This window comes from Nocardia sp. NPDC050799 (genome assembly GCF_040654015.1).
Lineage (GTDB): Bacteria > Actinomycetota > Actinomycetes > Mycobacteriales > Mycobacteriaceae > Nocardia.
Map to the genome: position 1 here is coordinate 54,326 of NZ_JBFAHF010000033.1, position 16,951 is coordinate 71,276.

Annotated in this window: 19 protein-coding genes; 9 read left to right on the forward strand and 10 right to left on the reverse strand. The window is 67.4% G+C overall.

Annotated elements, in window-relative coordinates; genetic code table 11:
* Positions 1 to 216 precede the first annotated feature (216 nt).
* Positions 217 to 1,269 carry an acyl-CoA desaturase gene (locus AB0H42_RS27775; protein WP_357061229.1) on the forward strand — a complete coding sequence of 351 codons (1,053 nt, stop codon included), beginning with the start codon at positions 217 to 219 and terminating at the stop codon, positions 1,267 to 1,269.
* 637 nt (positions 1,270 to 1,906) lie between these two features.
* Here AB0H42_RS27775 and AB0H42_RS27780 read toward each other — a convergent pair.
* Positions 1,907 to 3,451, reverse strand: a complete 1,545-nt coding sequence (locus tag AB0H42_RS27780; RefSeq protein ID WP_357061231.1) for an acyl-CoA carboxylase subunit beta — start codon at positions 3,449 to 3,451, stop codon at positions 1,907 to 1,909.
* A gap of 566 nt (positions 3,452 to 4,017) precedes the next feature.
* Between AB0H42_RS27780 and AB0H42_RS27785 the strand changes: the two genes are divergently transcribed.
* Entirely contained in the window at positions 4,018 to 5,016 is a 999-nt protein-coding gene (locus tag AB0H42_RS27785) for a hypothetical protein (RefSeq protein WP_357061233.1), read from the forward strand.
* A gap of 13 nt (positions 5,017 to 5,029) precedes the next feature.
* Here AB0H42_RS27785 and AB0H42_RS27790 read toward each other — a convergent pair whose 3' ends face one another.
* Both AB0H42_RS27790 and AB0H42_RS27795 read right to left on the reverse strand, forming a co-directional pair.
* Positions 5,030 to 5,581 carry a hypothetical protein gene (locus AB0H42_RS27790; protein ID WP_357061235.1) on the reverse strand — a complete coding sequence of 184 codons (552 nt, stop codon included), beginning with the start codon at positions 5,579 to 5,581 and terminating at the stop codon, positions 5,030 to 5,032.
* 94 nt (positions 5,582 to 5,675) lie between these two features.
* A complete protein-coding gene (locus AB0H42_RS27795; RefSeq protein WP_357061238.1) occupies positions 5,676 to 6,671 on the reverse strand; it encodes an MlaD family protein in 996 nt (331 codons plus the stop codon).
* Positions 6,672 to 6,958: 287 nt separating this feature from the next.
* Between AB0H42_RS27795 and AB0H42_RS27800 the strand changes: the two genes are divergently transcribed.
* Complete coding sequence (locus AB0H42_RS27800) at positions 6,959 to 7,099, forward strand: hypothetical protein (protein WP_357061240.1); 141 nt, start codon at positions 6,959 to 6,961, stop codon at positions 7,097 to 7,099.
* A gap of 9 nt (positions 7,100 to 7,108) precedes the next feature.
* Here AB0H42_RS27800 and AB0H42_RS27805 read toward each other — a convergent pair whose 3' ends face one another.
* Entirely contained in the window at positions 7,109 to 7,567 is a 459-nt protein-coding gene (locus AB0H42_RS27805; RefSeq protein WP_357061242.1) for a nitroreductase/quinone reductase family protein, read from the reverse strand.
* Positions 7,568 to 7,698: 131 nt separating this feature from the next.
* Complete coding sequence (locus tag AB0H42_RS27810) at positions 7,699 to 8,082, reverse strand: helix-turn-helix domain-containing protein (RefSeq protein WP_357061244.1); 384 nt, start codon at positions 8,080 to 8,082, stop codon at positions 7,699 to 7,701.
* Positions 8,083 to 8,181: 99 nt separating this feature from the next.
* Between AB0H42_RS27810 and AB0H42_RS27815 the strand changes: the two genes are divergently transcribed.
* On the forward strand, positions 8,182 to 8,499 hold the full coding sequence (locus tag AB0H42_RS27815; protein ID WP_357061246.1) for an alcohol dehydrogenase catalytic domain-containing protein: 318 nt from the start codon (positions 8,182 to 8,184) through the stop codon (positions 8,497 to 8,499).
* On the opposite strand, the gene AB0H42_RS27820 is transcribed toward AB0H42_RS27815, so the two are convergent.
* The 3 genes from AB0H42_RS27820 to AB0H42_RS27830 all read right to left on the reverse strand — a co-directional run bounded on the left by AB0H42_RS27820 (position 8,489) and on the right by AB0H42_RS27830 (position 12,280).
* The gene (locus AB0H42_RS27820) at positions 8,489 to 9,787 is read right to left on the reverse strand and encodes an MFS transporter (protein ID WP_357061248.1); all 1,299 of its coding nucleotides are present in this window, start codon (positions 9,785 to 9,787) and stop codon (positions 8,489 to 8,491) included. The genes AB0H42_RS27815 and AB0H42_RS27820 overlap by 11 nt on opposite strands.
* A gap of 340 nt (positions 9,788 to 10,127) precedes the next feature.
* On the reverse strand, positions 10,128 to 11,258 hold the full coding sequence (locus tag AB0H42_RS27825; protein ID WP_357061251.1) for an NADH:flavin oxidoreductase: 1,131 nt from the start codon (positions 11,256 to 11,258) through the stop codon (positions 10,128 to 10,130).
* 182 nt (positions 11,259 to 11,440) lie between these two features.
* On the reverse strand, positions 11,441 to 12,280 hold the full coding sequence (locus AB0H42_RS27830) for an SDR family oxidoreductase (protein ID WP_357061254.1): 840 nt from the start codon (positions 12,278 to 12,280) through the stop codon (positions 11,441 to 11,443).
* A 152-nt stretch (positions 12,281 to 12,432) separates the two neighbouring features.
* Between AB0H42_RS27830 and AB0H42_RS27835 the strand changes: the two genes are divergently transcribed.
* From AB0H42_RS27835 to AB0H42_RS27850, 4 genes are all read left to right on the forward strand, one after another.
* Entirely contained in the window at positions 12,433 to 13,314 is an 882-nt protein-coding gene (locus tag AB0H42_RS27835) for a helix-turn-helix transcriptional regulator (RefSeq protein WP_357061257.1), read from the forward strand.
* A 115-nt stretch (positions 13,315 to 13,429) separates the two neighbouring features.
* Positions 13,430 to 13,552, forward strand: a complete 123-nt coding sequence (locus AB0H42_RS27840; RefSeq protein ID WP_357061259.1) for a hypothetical protein — start codon at positions 13,430 to 13,432, stop codon at positions 13,550 to 13,552.
* Positions 13,553 to 13,772: 220 nt separating this feature from the next.
* Complete coding sequence (locus AB0H42_RS27845; protein WP_357061262.1) at positions 13,773 to 13,931, forward strand: hypothetical protein; 159 nt, start codon at positions 13,773 to 13,775, stop codon at positions 13,929 to 13,931.
* Positions 13,906 to 14,562: a hypothetical protein gene (locus tag AB0H42_RS27850; protein WP_357061264.1), complete on the forward strand. Its 657-nt coding sequence runs from the start codon at positions 13,906 to 13,908 to the stop codon at positions 14,560 to 14,562. The genes AB0H42_RS27845 and AB0H42_RS27850 overlap by 26 nt, the downstream gene beginning before the upstream one ends.
* 19 nt (positions 14,563 to 14,581) lie before the next feature.
* Here the strand turns inward: AB0H42_RS27850 and AB0H42_RS27855 are convergent, their stop codons facing one another.
* Together AB0H42_RS27855 and AB0H42_RS27860 are read right to left on the reverse strand one after the other, a co-directional pair.
* Complete coding sequence (locus AB0H42_RS27855) at positions 14,582 to 15,508, reverse strand: DUF5996 family protein (protein WP_357061267.1); 927 nt, start codon at positions 15,506 to 15,508, stop codon at positions 14,582 to 14,584.
* A 51-nt stretch (positions 15,509 to 15,559) separates the two neighbouring features.
* Entirely contained in the window at positions 15,560 to 16,000 is a 441-nt protein-coding gene (locus AB0H42_RS27860; protein WP_051714829.1) for a DUF2267 domain-containing protein, read from the reverse strand.
* A gap of 337 nt (positions 16,001 to 16,337) precedes the next feature.
* Here AB0H42_RS27860 and AB0H42_RS27865 point away from each other — a divergent pair, with 337 nt between their 5' ends.
* The gene (locus tag AB0H42_RS27865) at positions 16,338 to 16,868 is read left to right on the forward strand and encodes a hypothetical protein (RefSeq protein WP_357061270.1); all 531 of its coding nucleotides are present in this window, start codon (positions 16,338 to 16,340) and stop codon (positions 16,866 to 16,868) included.
* The last annotated feature ends 83 nt before the right edge of the window (positions 16,869 to 16,951 follow it).

The window sequence follows — 16,951 nt, forward strand, 5'->3', positions numbered from 1 at the left end:
GGGGTCGGGAAGAGCTGATATCACATCACAGTGCGATCCGATCTAATACCAGAGGATTACCCGAGACGAGAATTCGGCCGATATCCTCGGTTTCATCGAATTCGTCAGCCCGACCCTGCGCCCGAGACCGGCTGGAACGGATCTCCGACCGACATCGACCGGTCGGCAGCCGAACGGGTGGGGGTGGGGTCCTTGTCCCAACTCTCAGGAAGATCTATGACGACACCGGCCTTGATACCGCAGTCCTCTCCACGATCACCACGGCGCAGCGCTGCCGACGGCGATTACTCCCGCCTGCTGCGCCGAATCTCCGACGCCGGACTGATGGACCGGCGACCCGGCTACTACACCGTCCGGCTCGGCCTGGTGGGGGGCGTGTTCGTCGCCGGCTGGGCGGCGTTCGTCCTCGTCGGCGACTCGTGGTGGACGCTGATGATCGCGGCGTTCATGGCCGTGACATGTGCTCAGGTCGCACTTGTCATGCACGATGTCGCGCACCGCCAGGTCTTCCGGCTGCGGCGGGCGACAGAGATCGTGGGCCGAGTGGTCGGCAACGCCGGGATAGGTCTGGCCTACGGCTGGTGGCAGGACAAACACACCCGCCATCACGCGAACCCGAACCATGAGGAACTCGATCCCGACGTCGCGCCCGATATTCTGCTCTGGTCCCAGCGGCAGGCTCGGGCCAGCCGCGGTCTGCCTCGACTTCTCGGGCGGGCGCAGGCATTCCTGTTCTTCCCGCTACTGCTGCTGGAGGGCCTGAATCTCCATGTGGCGGGCGTACGAGCGCTCAGAAATCAATCGATGAAGCATCGTCTGCTGGAAGGCGCCCTGCTCTTCGGTCACTTCGCCGTCTACCTGGCCGCGGTGTTCGCGGTTCTGCCCGTGGACAAGGCCTTCGCGTTCCTCGCTGTCCACCAGGCGCTGTTCGGCCTGTACATGGGCTGTGTCTTCGCTCCGAACCACAAGGGCATGCCGACCCTGACCGGTGACGACCGCCCCGATTTTCTGCGCCGACAGGTGCTGACCTCCCGCAACGTCCGGGGCGGCGTGCTGACCGACCTCGCTCTCGGCGGGCTCAACTATCAGATCGAGCACCATCTGTTCCCGAGTATGCCTACGCCGAACCTTCGTCACGCACAACGAATAGTCCGCGACTATTGCGCCGAAATCGGCGTGCCCTACCACGAGACCGGACTGTTCGCGTCGTACCGGGAGGCACTGGCCCACCTGCACCATGTCGGCGCGCCCCTGCGCGCCGCCGACTGACATAGGGGCGCCGGCCGCACGTTTCCCGGCCTGCTCGCGCCGCTCGTGGCACCGGGTTCGCGCCGGCGCCGGACCCGGCGCGGGCCGGCCGACGGCGCGGTGGTGATCCGCCGACCGGCCCGATGGAGCGGGCAGCTACTCACAGTCGATGGAATCCACCACTGAATCCGGCCCTGTCGCGGCTGGGTCAGTAGTAGGCACCGGAGAGCATGCCCAGCATGTTGAGCCACAGAATGTATTTCAGAAAGCCAGGCATATCTATCTTTCTCGATTGTCGGTCCTGGTCATCGAACGGCATCCGCGCACGGAGCGCCTTCCGAATTCCACGCGCCGCGCTGGAATGCGTGCGCTGCTGCGTCTTTCGTTCGCTGACGCCTATTCGTTACATTGTCGGCCCGCCGGACGGCCGTCCCTGGTCAGCGCTATCGGACTCGGGCAGCGATGGTCTATGCGCAAGGGTGTGGGATCGTCGCGGGCGCCGGGTCGGGTTCCGTCGCCGGGCGAATGAATACGGGTGTCGAAGCGGAGACGCTGAGGTCTCCATTGATACTTTGCTGGATGCTGAGCCCGTACCGGCTCGATGCGCCGGTACGGCCGAGATCCGCCACCGATCCTGCCCGCCGATCGGCGGGTCTGTTCACAGCGGCAGCAGATGATGTTTGCGCGGGTAGCGGATGACCTTCTTGTCGCGGAGCAGGTGCAGAGCCCGCCGGAGCTCCAGCCGGGTGGCCGACGGCTCGATCACACTATCGATGTAGCCGCGTTCGGCCGCGATCCACGGGGTCGCGACGGTCGCGTTGTAGAAGTCGATCATCTGCTGCCGCAGCGCGGCGCGCTGATCTTCGGGGGTCGCGTCCAGGACCTTGCGCTGGGTCAGGCCCACCGCGCTCTCGGCCCCCATGACCGCGATGCGCGCGGTGGGCCAGGCCAGGTAGATATCGCAGCCGAGAGCTTTGGCGCCCATGACCGCCCACCCGCCGCCGTAGGCCTTGCGGACCACCACGGTCACCTTGGGGACGGTGGCCTCCACATAGGCGAACAGGAACCGGCCGCCGCGCTTGATGACGCCCGCCTTCTCCTGTTCCACGCCGGGCAGGAAGCCGGGGGTGTCGACCACCAGCACCAGTGGGATCTCGAAGGCGTTGCAGATGTGGATGAAATGCGCGGCCTTGTCGCTGGCCTTGGCGTCGAGCGCGCCGGCCAGCACGGTCGGCTGGTTGGCGACCACACCCACCGGGTGACCGTCGACGCGGGCGAATCCGGTGATCAGGTTTTTGGTGGCGGCCGCACCGATCTCGTGGAACTCGCCGTCGTCGAAGATGCGCAACAGCACCTCGTGCATATCGTAAACCGCGTTGTCCGAGTCGGGGACCAGCGTGTTCAGCGCCAGATCGGATTCGGTGACCTCCGGCTCGAGTCCGGGATTGACGATCGGCGGCAGTTCGACAGCGCTCGACGGCAGGTAGCTCAAGTAGTTGCGGACCCACGCGAAGGCGGCCGCCTCGTCCTCGGCCACATGGTGGATATTGCCGTAGGCAGCCTGGTTGTAGGCACCGCCTAGTTCCTCCATATCCACTTTCTCGCCGATGGCGTCCTCGATGATCTTGGGCCCGGTGACGAACATGTGCGCGCTCTTCGTGGCGACCACGACATCGGTGCAGATCGGCTGGTAAACCGCACCGGCCGCGCAGTTACCCAGGATCAGCGAGACCATCGGTACCGCACCCGAGAGCGGTTCCATCTTGGTCGCCAATTCGCCGTACCAGCGCAGCGACGTCACGGCCTCCTGGACGCGCGCGCCACCCGAATCGTTGATCCCGACCAGCGGACAGCCCATCCGCCCGGCCAGGTCCATGATCGCGGCGACCTTGCGGCCGAACATCTCGCCGATGGTGCCGCCGTACACGGTCTGGTCATGGGAGAACACCGCGACGGGCCGGCCGTCCACCAGGCCTCGCCCGGTGACCACCCCGTCGCCGTAGAGGGCGTCCTTGTCCGCCGGATTTCGCACGAGAGCACCGATCTCCACAAAGGTGCCCGGATCCAGCAGCATCTCGATGCGGTCGCGGGCGGACGGTATGCCCTTACGTGCTCGTTTGGCGGCTCCCGCCTCTCCGGCCGGCTCCTGCGCGAGCTCGAGCTTCTTACGCAGGTCGGCCAGTTTTTCGGCGGTAGATGTCATCGAGCACATCCTCGTTTCTCAGCAGGAATACCGCACCGTGATCGGGGGTGGATGTCACCGTACCCGGACTCTCTCCGGTGCGTGTTTGTGAGCTCTCACCGATGTCGGTCCGCGCGGTGGGAACGGGTGGCGCCGCGGTGGTTCCACCGCCTCGCCGGCCACCCGGAAACGGACCAAAACGGACGAAAACGGATCGTGAGATGCATTGCCCGACAACAGGTCCAGGCGCCTAATGGAAGAGCGAGCGGCTATGAGAGCTCGAGTAGATCACTCGGTACAGCGAAGGACATCGACCCAGAAACAAGGAAGCAGCCACCATGCCTACCATCACACCTCTGTCCCCGACCTCCCGCCGCGCGACCGGGCCGATCACGGCCACCGGTCCGGGCGGCACCGGCAACCCGGTGCCCTTCGTGTAACGGCATCGGCTACACCTGTATGTGATAGCCGAGGGAGCCGGTTCCTCGGCAGGTCAGGCCCGCGGACGGGCCTCGCCGTGGTCGAACCGGCGATGCTCGAGTCTCCGGCACAGTGGACGGAGCCTGCCGGGGTGAAGGGGGTTTTCGTTGGCAACCGTGTTGAAGGTCCTATTGGCCGAACGGCATCTGAAAAGCCATCCGGACTTCTTGGCCGCGTACGACAGGTGCGCGGCCCAGCTCGACCCGCCCATCCCGCCGGGCCACGGGCCGGCGAAAGCCCAGTATTACCAGTGGCTCTCCGGTCGCATGGTCGGGCTACCCCGCGACTATCACTGCCGGGTCCTGGAGAAGATGTTCCCGGGCTGGACGGTCGAAGGATTGTTCCGGATCGCCGGGTCGTCGCCGGCCCCCGGCCGGTCCCGGCCCGCGGGTGCCGCCGACGTCGATGCCGTACTCGAGGCATTTTTCGGTGCCGAGATGGTCACGGGCGAAGCGCTTCTCGTGCACCCCTCGTTCGAGTCGATCGAGCCGTTGGACGACCGGCGAACGCCGGGATTCGCGCGCCGGAGTCTTTTCGGCAGGAAGGAGGGTGCCCACGCGCCCGGGCAGTCCCCGGAAACCCTGGTCGTCCTGGAGAGCGACCTGCGCGGTCTGCTGTACGTTTTCGATCTGCTGCAGCGGCATACCCGTATTCCGGTCAGGATACGGAGTGACCGCGACATCGCCGCGCCCTACGACCGCCCCTTCATCAGTTTCGGGCTGGGCGGCAACGACTATATCCGCAGATACGCCGAAATCGCCGAACGTCCGCTGTTCACCGTCGACGACGGCGCGACCAACGGCAGTTTCTACCCGCGGCGCGTGGAACTCAGCGACGGACGTCGCTTCGACGCGCACGACGTCGTCGATGTCGGCATCATCGCCCGAGTGCGGCCGAATCCCGATCTGCACCCCGGTCGATACTGGGTGTACTGCGGGGGACTGGGCCGGCGCGGCACCGCGGGCGCGGGCCGGTATCTCGCCGACAATTGGAGACCATTGCAGCGCAGTGTCGGCGACCACGATTTCGTGGCGGTCGTCGGACTCCACAAGTACTCCGATGAGGCGAACGGTATGGAACACCTGCTGATCGATTCGGCCGGATAGTCCGCCGGCGTCCTCATCGCGGGCGGTAGTCGGCGACAAGCCATTCGTCGCCGACGCGCTGCACACCGACGGTCACCAGGGTGGGTGCGCCGACCGGTTCCGGATTCCGGACGTTGCGGGTCTGCTGGGTAGCGAAGACCGTGACGATGTAGTTGTCCGCGTCGACGGCGTCGACCGCGGTGCTCACGACCTCGCCCTGGGCGACGACCTCGGCCTCGGTCATCACTTTCGCGAGTGTGTCGCCGACGGTGTCGTAGCGGTGGGCGAACGCGGCGGTTGTTCCCTGCCGGACCCCGGCGAAGAAAGCGTCGAGGCTGCGGAAGTCGTAGGTCAGCGAACGTTCTGTGTAGTCGGCGGCGACGGCGGCCACCCGGTCGCGATCGGTGATGCGGCCGCGCAGGTCGTCGAGCTCGTGCTGGGCGGAGTACCAGCGCCAGCCGAGAAGTATTGCCAGGACGACGAATGCGACCGCGGCGAGTCCCCACGCCGATACGGTGGCCAATGAACTGGGTGCGCGCTGTTCATCGCGCTTCCGCTGTTCGCCGGTCTCCGAGGTATCGCTCACTGGGGGTCCTCACTGACTACGTGACTGCCTGTGCGGCAGAGATATTCGCCGAAAGGGGAAGGCCTGGATGCGATCCGGCCCGGTCGGGTGCGTTTCATCGGCACACCGCCCGCTGCTGCGTTCCGGCGAGACCGGCCGGGGCCAACGGCCAGGTCGAACAGGTGGCCGCGGATTCCGCGCTTCCTTCCGGATGGTCCGAGTTCAAGCCGTCGATCAGTTCCGGCTTCAGCGACAGGACCTCCACGAGCTGGTCGGGACGAGAAGCGAGTACGCGCGACTGCTCGTGCAGGGCCGGGTAGGCGCCTTCGGAAAGAGATTCCGGCTCGGCGAGGAGCCCACCCTCCGAATCGAGGTTCGAATCCTCCGCGAACAGCGAGTTCACCAGTGCCACAGCGTCGTCGAACAGGCCTACCAGGGCGGCGATCCCCTCGATCAGTACGCCGACCTGTTCGGCGATACCGCCGATCTCGGTGGCGATCTTCCCCAGATTGTGAATGAACACCGCCACGGCCGCGTGCTCGTTCGTCGCGTACCGGAGCAGGTCGCCCAGCGCCGTCAGTACCGGTCCGATACCCGTGCCGTCGCCCTGGAGGACCCGGCCCACGTTCTCCGCCACCCGGCCCAGTTCCTCGAGGTCGAGCGCGGTGAACAATGGTCGGAATCCGTCGAACAGCCGCGATACGTCGACACTCGGCGCGGTCCGCTCGCGCGGAATCGTTGCCCCGGAGGCGAGCACGTCCCCTCCGGGGCCGGACTCGAACAGTTCCAGGTAGTACTGCCCGAGCAGGCTCTGATAGCGGACCGCGGCGTGCGTGGTGTCCAGAACCGGCCGGTCGTGGCCCAGGGTGAATTCCACCCGGGCCGTGGCATCGTCGGCGACATCGATCGTGGTGACCGTTCCGATCCGGGCTCCGGCCAGCCGGACACCGCTGCCGGCGGCGAGCCCGGAGGTATCGGTGAAGACCGCCGCGTATTCGGTGCCGACCTCGGTGGCCGGTCCACGCGCGGTGGTCATGACCAGGCTCAGGCAACACACTGCGACCACACCGAAGACGGACAACCCGATCGCGGGGCCACGCACGGAGGACATCGGACTCCTTCTGGGAGGTCGGCCGGCCATACGATGTGCGGCGCGGTGCCGGCGGCGATTGGAACTGCGCTCGAGCCGGTCGGCCGACGACCGGGGACGCCGCGACGACGAGGCGGTCCCGCGCGGTTCCGGTGGCCGATGACAGGCATGGGCGACCGAACCCTATGCCACGACCGGGGGCGGACCCAGGTCCAGAATCATGGCGAGCATTTCTCGGTGAAACGAGATCGTCTGCCGCCGATCACCTCTCGGCAAGAGCTTGCCGGCCGGAAGCGGCCCACTACGCCGTGAACCGCGCACTCCACGGCAAGGGCTTCCGCGCGCCCGGCTACAGCAATCCGCCCGCCGGTTCGGCCGAGCCGGACCCGCGCGATCCGAAGAACTACTTCGCCCCGGATGCTCCGTTGCCCACCGAGAACGGATGCTGACGCGACACGCTAATCGGCGCGGCCCGACACTCGTTCCACCACCACGAGCGGAATCTCCCGTTCGGTCTGCTGCTGATGTGCGGCCATATGCGGGAACCGGTCTGCCAGCTTCGCGAACAGCCGCTCCCGTTCGGCTCCGGCGGCGGTGTGCGCGGTACCGGTGAACAGATCGATACCGGCCGGGGTGGGCCGCTCTACGATGACCTGCGGTTCGGCGACCAGATTCCGGTACCACGCCGGGTGTTCGGCCGCGGCCATATTGGACGCCCACAACACGATTCGATCGTCACCGTCGGTCAGGTACCCGAGCGGCACGATATGTTGCCGTCCGCTACGCCTGCCGACGGTGGTGAGTACAACGAGGTCGGACCCCTTCAGCATCCCCTCCATCGTGATCTTCCCGCCTTCGGCGCGGAAATTCTCGACCACGGACCGATTGAACGCACGCATATCACTCGGCAACGACATCTCCGGAATATTAGTCGCCGCACTCCGCCGCGTCCGGCCGGCAACGGTTCGGTGCCACGCACCGGGCTCCGTCGCGCGAATGCATCCCGGCCGGGTCCTGGGGACGCGGGTGGATCCGGCCATCGTCGGGATCAACCGGCCGGGTGTGCCCGGTCCGAAGCAACGGTCCGGTTCGCTTCCTGGAAGTCGGCGATCGCCCCGCCGTGGTCCCGCGCCCAGCTCGTCAGGACCTCGATGGGCTCGACGAGGGTCCGGCCGAGGTCGGTGAGGCTGTACACGACCCGCCGTGGCGCTTCGGCATGACGTTCGACCAGACCGTACTGCTGGAGTCGGCGCAGCGTCTGGGTGAGGACCTTGCGCGAGATGCCGCCGATGAGGTCGGCGAGCTCCCCGTGCCTGCGAGGTTGCCGGCTGAGCCCGAAGAGCACGAGCACGGCCCATTTGTCGGAGATGATCTCGACCGCCAGGCGGGTGGGGCAGTCGGCGAGGAAGGCCGATCCGGCGGTGTTCTGCATGGAATTCGAAGGTACCAGGAGGTAACGCACGGCTCCGTAGCGTTCTGGAGCGGCGCATTCAGCGCTGGATACGGAGGAATCACCATGTCACGAGTTGTCGTGTTCGACCGGTTCGGCGAACCGGATGTCATGCGCATCGTCGAGGAACCGGTCGTCGAGCCCGCAGCGGGCGAGGTACGGGTCAGGATCGAAGCGTTCGCCGTCAACCCGCTCGATCTGATGATGCGTTCCGGCGGCATGCCCGCGGCCGTCGCCCTGCCGCACGCCCGCCTCGGCGTCGAAGGAACCGGCATCGTCGACGCGGTGGGCCCCGAGGTCACCGGGCTGGAGGCCGGCGATAGCCTCGACGACGTCGTGGCGGCGCACCGGCACCTCGAGAAGGGAATCCATGCCGGGAAGATCGTCGTCACGGTCTAGCCGGTCGGGTGTCGGTCGGTCCGGGTGCGTCGCCGCGGACGACGGCACCGCCGAGACGACCGGTCCCAGGCACCGGATAGCGGCCGGTCGCTCGGGACTGTCGGACAGACGTGGTCACGACGATCATGGCGGCGATCCCGATGGCTGCCGCGGCGAGTGAAGCCGTTGCCGCCCAGCCGAACCGGTCGACGGCTGCCGCGCCGGCGGCGGACCCGAGGCTTCCGCCGACGAAGTACACCAGCATGTACGCGCTGTTGAACCGCGCCGGAGCGGCAGGGTCGATCGATAGTACGGTGCTCTGATTCGCCACCTGTGCGGCGAAGAGACCCGCATCGAAAAGGGCCAGGCAGACCAGTGTCACGAGGGTGTCGGTGAGGGTGAATGCCGCGATGGTTGCGGCCGCTCCGGCCAGCGCCAGCCCTGCCACAACGACGCGCGTGGCGCCCACCCGGTCGGCCCAGGCGCCGGCGAGCCGGGCTGCCGGAATACCCGACAGCCCGGCCGCCGCGAAGAGGCCGATCTGCTCCGCGGAGTACGCGAACGGCGGCTTGGAGAGGGCGACCGCGAGCCCGGCCCACACCGCGCAGAACGCGAAGAACCACATCGCGCCGCATATCGCCGCGACCCGGAGCTCGGTGTACCGCACGAACAACCCGGGGAGCGAGCGCAGAGTCGCGATATAGCCGCGCTGACCGGCACCCCGCGTACCCGGCAGCACCACCGCACAGGATGCCGCGAATACGGCGCAGGACGCGGCGAACACGAGAACCATGCCACGCCAGCCTATTTCGTCGGCCAGCCAGCCACCGGCGATCCGGCCGGCGAGGATCCCCACCGATATTCCGGCGGTCACGATTCCCAGGATCGTCGCGCGCCGACGCGGTGGAGCGAATCGGCCGGCCACGGAACTGAGGGCCGCGCCCACTGCCGAACATGCTCCGACCACACCGGTCACCATCCCCAGTCGCCACACATCGTCCACCGCCGCACACACCGCCAGCGCTCCTGCCAGGACGGCGAACTGGAGCGCGAGAACCCGTCCCGGTGGGAAGCGGTCCACCAGCGGGACGAGCAGGCCGAGGCCCGCCAGGTAACCGGCGGGCCCACACGCGAGCGCGAGTCCGACCGCGGCGAGCCGCGAGTCCAGAGACTGCGCGACATCCGCGATCGCGGGTTGCAGTGGATAGATCGTGGAGGTGCCGAGTGCGGCCGCGACGGACATGTACAGGACGACGGAACCGTGTAGGCGATCGTCGGCATCCGGTCCAGCGGAAGGATCAGTATTCACATCGGCCGACGGTATGAAGCGGCAGGTCCCGGCGCTGGCGGGATCGCGACATCACCGTCTCCCGGGCCGGTGCACCGGCCCGCCTCTGCCGATTGTCGGGGCCGAATCGTGCGCTGAGTGATTCGCGACACGTTGCGGGCCGACGACATTATTTCGACACCGCGTCCACGGTCGCGCTGTCGATCACGCACCTGCCCCTGGCCCCCGCCCTCGTCGTCGCCACCGAGGGCTTGCGCCGCAAGCTGCTCCACGGGTAGACATGCGCGGACGAGAAGGGCCTGCATCCATTGGATGCAGGCCCTTCCCTCGCCGGTGCGGTCCACCGCGCCGCGAGGGCGTTCTACGTCAGCGTTCTCTGGTGTTCCTGCCGGTAGGCGATGTGTTCGTCGCTGCGCCCTTCGCGAAGCTTCCGGACCCACTCCGGGTCGGCGAGCAGGGCACGGCCGAGCGCGACGAGATCGAATTCGCCGTGTGCGTGCTGTTTCAGAAGCCGGTCGATACCGGTGACGTTGGAATCTCCCCTGCCGGTGAAGGAGGTGGTGAACACCTCGTCGAGACCGACCGAACCGACGGTGATCGTAGGCAGCCCGGTGATCTTCTTGGTCCACCCGGCCAGTCCCAGCTCGCCATCCGTGCCGGACAATTCGGGGAAGGCCGGTTCCCAGTGCCTGCGGGTGGACGGATGTAGAACGTCGACCCCCGCCCGGACGAGCGGGGTGAGCACGCGGGCGAGTTCGTCGGGTGTCGCCGCGATACGTGCGGTGTAGTCACTGGATTTCCATTGCGAGTACCGGTACACGATCGCGAGGTCGGGGCCGACGGCTTCGCGGATCGCCGCGACGACCTCGGCGGGAAAACGAACACGGGCCTCGAGCGTGCCGCCGTAGTCGTCGGAGCGGAGATTGGTTCGGTCCCAGAGGAATTGATCGAGTAGGTAGCCGTGTGCACCGTGCAGCTCGATACCGTCGAATCCGGTGGCCTTCGCATTGACGGCGGCGTCGACCCAGGCGTCTCGTAAAGCGTCGAGGTCGGACGCGGTCAGTGCACGCCCGGCTGCGGTGCCGTCGAGGCCGAGGCCGGACGGGCTGACGGATTCGATCTCGGGATTCAGCTCGGGTCGGTTACCGCGACCTACCCCCAAGCGCCACAGCTGCGGGATGATCTGCCCGCCCTCCGCGTGCACGGCGTCGACCACCGCTTTCCAGCCGGCGAGGCTCTGCTCCCCGTAGTGGCGCGGCACCGAGGTATGGGGCCCTGCGGCCGGGTCGGGGATATAAGTGCCCTCGGTGATGATCAGCCCGACACCGCCCGCGGCGCGCCGCCGATAGTATTCGGCGACGTCCACGGTGGGGATACCGTCCGGCGAGAACATCCGCGTCATCGGCGCCATCGCGAAACGATTGCGCAGGTGTAGCGACTTCACCTCGAACGGTTCGAACAGGCTGTCCACGAGCTGCGATGTATCGGTCACAGGCGGATGCAACGTCGGCCCGTTCGACGGCTATTCCGTGGTGTGACATCGATCCTTGCTCGGTCCCGGCTCACGGCAGGCGGGCAATTCTTCACCGGCGGTGATGACCGGCACCGTGGGACCGGCCGCTCGGCCGGTGGACGAGCGGGCCGGACACGGCTCGAGGGGCCCTGGCACAGGGATCACGCACTCCCGGTGTGGGCGGTGGCGGCCGAGGCCTCGCGCAGCGGCGCGATCTCGCGCTCGATGCGCTCGGTCAGCACGACGCGACGATCCAGCGCGTCCTGCCCGACCAGCAGGTGTAGCGGAAGTTGCGCGCCCGACGCGACCCGGTAGATGAAAGCGGCACCCTTGACAGGGTCGCCGAGCTGCGTGTGATTGGCTTCTTCCACCCAGTCCAGTGTGACGTGAGCCGGAGTTCCGTCGTACTCGGCGATACGGCTCTCGGGCAGCTGCACCGAGGATGCGTCGAGGAAGTCGGTGCGGAAGACACCGGGCTCGACGACCATGCTCTGGATGCCGAACGGCTCCAGTTCGGACGCGAGGGCCTCACTGATCCCGGCGACGGCGAACTTGGCGGCGGAGTACATGCTCACGCCCGGTTCGCCTTCGAATCCGGAGCGCGACCCGATGTGGACGAGCTTGCCCTTGCCCGCCCGGCGCATGATCGGCAGGACCGCGCGGGTGGTGTCGATCAGGCCGAACACGTTCACATCGAACAGCGATCGCGCCTCGGCGCCGGTGATCTCCTCGAGTGCGCCGAGCAGCCCGCGGCCGGCGTTGTTGACGAGGACGTCGATTGAAGCGAACCGGTCGACGATCTCGGCCACCGCCGACGCGATCTGCGTCTCATCGGTCACATCGAGCCGTACCGGCAGCGTGTTCGGGTGGTCGCGGACGTCTGCGGGCAGGGTCTCGGGTCGGCGCGCCCCCAGGGCGACCTGCTCGCCCCCGGCCAGAGCGGCGCGGGCGATCTCGAGACCGAGGCCGCGTCCGGCGCCGGTGATCATCCAGACAGACATGGAGTGGGTTCCTTTCCGAAGGAGTTGCCGCGGAATTACGACTCGTCCATCGTCGGCGGGCCCGGGGAGGTGGTGAAGGCCCACAGTTTCCTGGGACAAACTGGGCACCCCTCATCCCGCCGGCGGGCCATCGCGAGCGGGACACTGGAGTCATGTCCGATCACCTGGAGCCCCGCCCGGCCGATTTCCTGCGCGCGGCGCGCGCCCGGCTCTCCCCGGACCAGGTCGGTATCGCCGACGCCGGCCGGCGGCGCGTGGCGGGGTTACGGCGCGAGGAACTCGCGATGCTGGCCGGCGTGAGCGTCGACTACTACACCCGCCTCGAGCAGGGGCGCAGCAAGAGCGCATCCCCCGAGGTGCTCGACGCCCTCGCCGACGCACTCCGGCTCGACGACGCCGAGCGCGCGCACCTGCACACAATCGCGCGGCCCGCCCCGGCCCGCCGCCGGCGAGCGGCCAGGCCGCAGCGGCTCCACCCGGCGACTCGGTCCCTGCTCGATACCCTCGAGACCGCGCCGCGGCCCGCCTTCGTGCTCGGACGCCGACTCGATGTCCTCGGGCAGAACCGCCTCGCCGCGCTCCTGGTCGCCGACTTCGGCACAGTGCCCGCGACCGAGCGCAACCAGGCCCGTTTCGTCTTCCTGGACCCGCACGCCCGCGAGCTCTATGTGGACTGGGAACAGGTCGCGGCCGACACCGCCGCCATGCTCCGGATGGACGCCGGCCGGCATCCGGAAGACCCCGAACTGGCGCGGCTCATCGGCGATCTGTCGATCCGGAGCCCCGAGTTCCGGCGGCTGTGGGCCCGCAACCAGGTGCACCAGCGCAGCGTCGGCACCAAGCGATACCACCACCCGCTCGTCGGTGACGTAACGATCACCTACCAGGCGTTCTCACCCGGTGATGATCCCGAACAGACCTTGTTCGTGTACGACACGGAACCGGGATCGGGCTCGGCCCACGCACTGCAACTCCTCGCCGCGAAAACCCCTCCCACCCGCACCGCTCGATTCCCGGTCTCTGCCGGCGAGTGAAGTGGCGCCCTCGGGCCGGTCGGTGGCGCTGCGAGTCCGGCAGCCGACTGGCTTTTTATTTTTTCTGACGTATGGTCGAGGTCGGTCGGATGGAACTTCGGAAAAAGGAGCGACAGTGGCTGATAAATCGCGCGGGAAATCGCTGAAAAAACCCTCGTCGACCCTCGGGCAGCGCCGGGCGGTGAAGCGTGAGCGGCAGGATCGGTCGAGGGTGATCGTACGAAAGAAGAAGCGCTGAAAGGGTTCTCACCTAGACGGAGGTCCTGGCCATCCCGGTAGTGGATAGGATTAGGACTGTAAACCTTCTCGGCTCGTCCTCCGTCGAATGGTAACGCGAGACGGTTATTTCTTACCGTTATCGCTCGTATCCGGATTCTTTTCGGATAGTTTCACACACTGCGCGAACGTGCAACAGTTCACGGTGATGAGCCGTGTAATTTTATATTTCGGGAGTAATCATGACTGCATCGGGAATAGTGGACCGAAGAGACGAGCGGGAGTCGAAGTTCGGCACCGCCGAGATCAAGGCTCGGATCGAGGCGCTGTTCGACGCCCGGACACCTCTCGCGCACAAAGACAGGCACGACAACCGTGATCGCGACGAAAAAGAACCCTAGGAGCAGGGCGTACGCGCGGCCTCGGCGCAGCACGTTCCGCCCGTCCCCGGATCGGGATGTCGGCCGGTCAGCGATCTGCACCGGCCCGCCGGCCCACCTGGTGGACGCGATCTTCGCGGAGTTCCACCGCTGGGGGATCCCGGCGAGCCATACCGGCACCTCGCCTGTTCCGCAAGCGTGGCCGGATGGCCGGGCCCCGGCACCCGCGCAGCCGGTCACCGCCGGGATCCGGGTCGGTTCCGAAGCGGTCGTCGTCGTCATCATCGATCGGTCGATGGTGAATTACCTGTTCGGTGGGTCCCGCGGTGATCGAGCGAGCCTCCGGTCGCTCCTCCGGGCGGTAAAGGCGCGAACCTGCGAAAATCGGTTGTGCCAGAGGGCGACCGCGACGGCGACCGCCCTCGCCGCCCGCCGCCTCCTCATCGTGTGTGATGCCGGGCGCACCTCCCCGGCCGAGCGAACACGCGCGATCCGGTGGGTTCGCGAAGTAGCGCACCGGATCGGCTATGAAAGCTCGATCAACGGCCTGCACGATCTCGGCACCTCATACCTCGTTCTGGTCGCGGATACCCCGGTCGGTGACGCGGCACGGTCGGTCGCCGATCGGTGTCGGAGGGGGGAGGCGCGATGAGCTGCGGCGGATTCCGGGGTCACCGTGGCCGCGGCGTGACCGTATCCAGGTGCCCACGGTCCCAGCCGGCGGCGTCGGCGGCGGCCTCGTAGGTGGACCGGAAAAACTCCAGCAGGGTGGTTTCGGGCTCCTCGGCGGTGCGCACGGCCGCGTAGGGCAGCAGGAACTCGTGGACGGAGGCGTCGTAATAGCCGGCCTGCGGCCGGATCGGGGTGTCCGCGTACCCGTCTGGCTCGGGGTAGGCATAGGCGTAGAAACTGCCCTCGGCCGAGCCACCGGGCCAGAAGCCGCTACTGGCCAGCTCCTGTGAATAGCCTTCGACCATGACCCAGTCGGCGCAGTTCGGGGCGCCACCCGGATGTGGCGGGGCGGTGCGCCCGGAGAAACGGGTATAGGCCAGGTCCATCGCGCCCCAGAAGAAATGCACGGGGCTGGCCTTGCCGGAGAACTCCCCGCGGAACCGGTTCAGGACGCGGTCGGCGGCCACCAGCTGGCGCCAGAACGTATTGGCGTGCTCCCGGTCGTAGGCGGCATGCGTGGTGTCCTCGGCGAACGGAATCGCGCGTTCCACCTCCACCGGTCGGGCCAGGATCCTGATGTCGATACCCAGCGCGTGCAGCGCGGCCATCACTTCTTCGTAGAACTCGGCCACGGTCTGGGGCTCCAGATTGATCCGGTGCCGGGCGCCGGTGCAGGACCGGATGAGTAGCTGGTGGTCGATGAAGTCGAATTCGATATCGAACGTCCCGCGGTCGTAGGGGATCGCCGAGGTGGTCAAACCGCGTGCGGAGATATAAAGGGCCACCTGCCACCAGTGATTGACCATCGGGGCGCGGGCGAGCCGGAGCTTGCCGACGATCTGCGTCCACATGTGCAGGGTGTCGCGGGTATCGGCCCAGTCGTCCACCCGCAGGACCGGCCAGATCTCGTTCGATGCGGTGCGCATATCCGTCCCTTCGGCGCGGTGGATCCGGGGGATCGGGGCGGGTGGCGTGCGTCAGGCTTCGGCCATCGGCCGCTCACCGCGCAGCACGATACCGAGGCGATCCGGGAACACTGCGAACACATGATCCAACTGGCCGGGCGACATCATCCGGTCCAGCGCGGAGGTGACGCAGCCGGCGGTGAACGAAACATCGCCCGCCGAGATCCCGGCGCGCTCCGCGAACTCGTCGACGAACTCGGCGACGCCGTGGTTTCCCGGTACCCGGCTCGGTACCCATCCCTCGTACCAGATACCGCGCAGGAAATCGGGTAGTTGGGCGGTGAGATGGGCGGAATTGGGCACCCCTATCCGGTCCCGGACGGTGTGCATCCATGCGCGCAGCGCCCGCAGCGCGAAGGTGAGATCTTCGGTACCCAGATCGTCGGCGACGGCCCGCAACCAGGCGTGGGCGGTGTGCATGCCGGCGGCAAGGGGATCATTGTGATGCGTCATTGGTGCACCTGCCTTCCGAGTGGCCGGTCCGATGCGCGGTTCGATACCGTAATTCTACGGTGTTACCAGCGTGAACAGCAGGCTCGATTCGGTCTCCACGGCCCCCCGGAGACAGCACCGCGCCGGCGACTTCCACGAGATCGGGGGACGAGCGCCGCGACGATCCGGTCGCGGAGCACGAAAAACCCGGTGCCCCGGGAACCTTCGGCCGACAGCCGCGGCTTCGGGACGGGCGAATGCGGGGTTCGAGGCCGGCGAGCGATTTCGTGCGTGCGGATCGACCCGCCCGCGACGGAGCGAAACGTAATGAAGGGAGGCGATGCGCGATCATCTATGCATGACGATCGCACGGAAATTGGCCACGACAGCAGCTACCGGACTCGTCGGTGCGGCGATGGCCGTGACAGCGCCGGGCGTCGCCGCGGCCGACCCCTGCCAGCTCGGGGTGTCGAATGTCGGACCCCGCACCTGCGCTATGACAGAGATCCGGACGGCCCCGGCATGGACGTTGGGCAACGGTATCTGCGTCGGCATGCTGAGTGCCGCCGGAGTCGCCTACGACGGCCCCCTGGACCGGTACCACGTCTTTCCGGGAACTGCTCATTCCATAGAACTGCGGATCACGCAGGGCTTCTCCCCGCTGGGCGATTGGGCGCCGACCATCCTGGCTTGTGATGTCACGGTGATCGTCGACTGGCGCAACCTCGACACCGGCCGGAGCGGTTCGGTGAGCCAGTTCATCCCCGCCGGCAACACGAGTTCCCGGCCGTTCTATGTGCACGTGGACTCGGGCCCGGGGCGGGTCGCGCTCACCGTGCGCACCGACCGTCCGGGCGTTCCGGCAACGGCCGAAGTCTTCGTCCCCTGACCGGACCGCCCGTGCTCTCGGGCGGTCGATAGACCGGCCCTCGCCGAAACCGGTCGGGCACCGAGGAGGGACGCCGACCGATC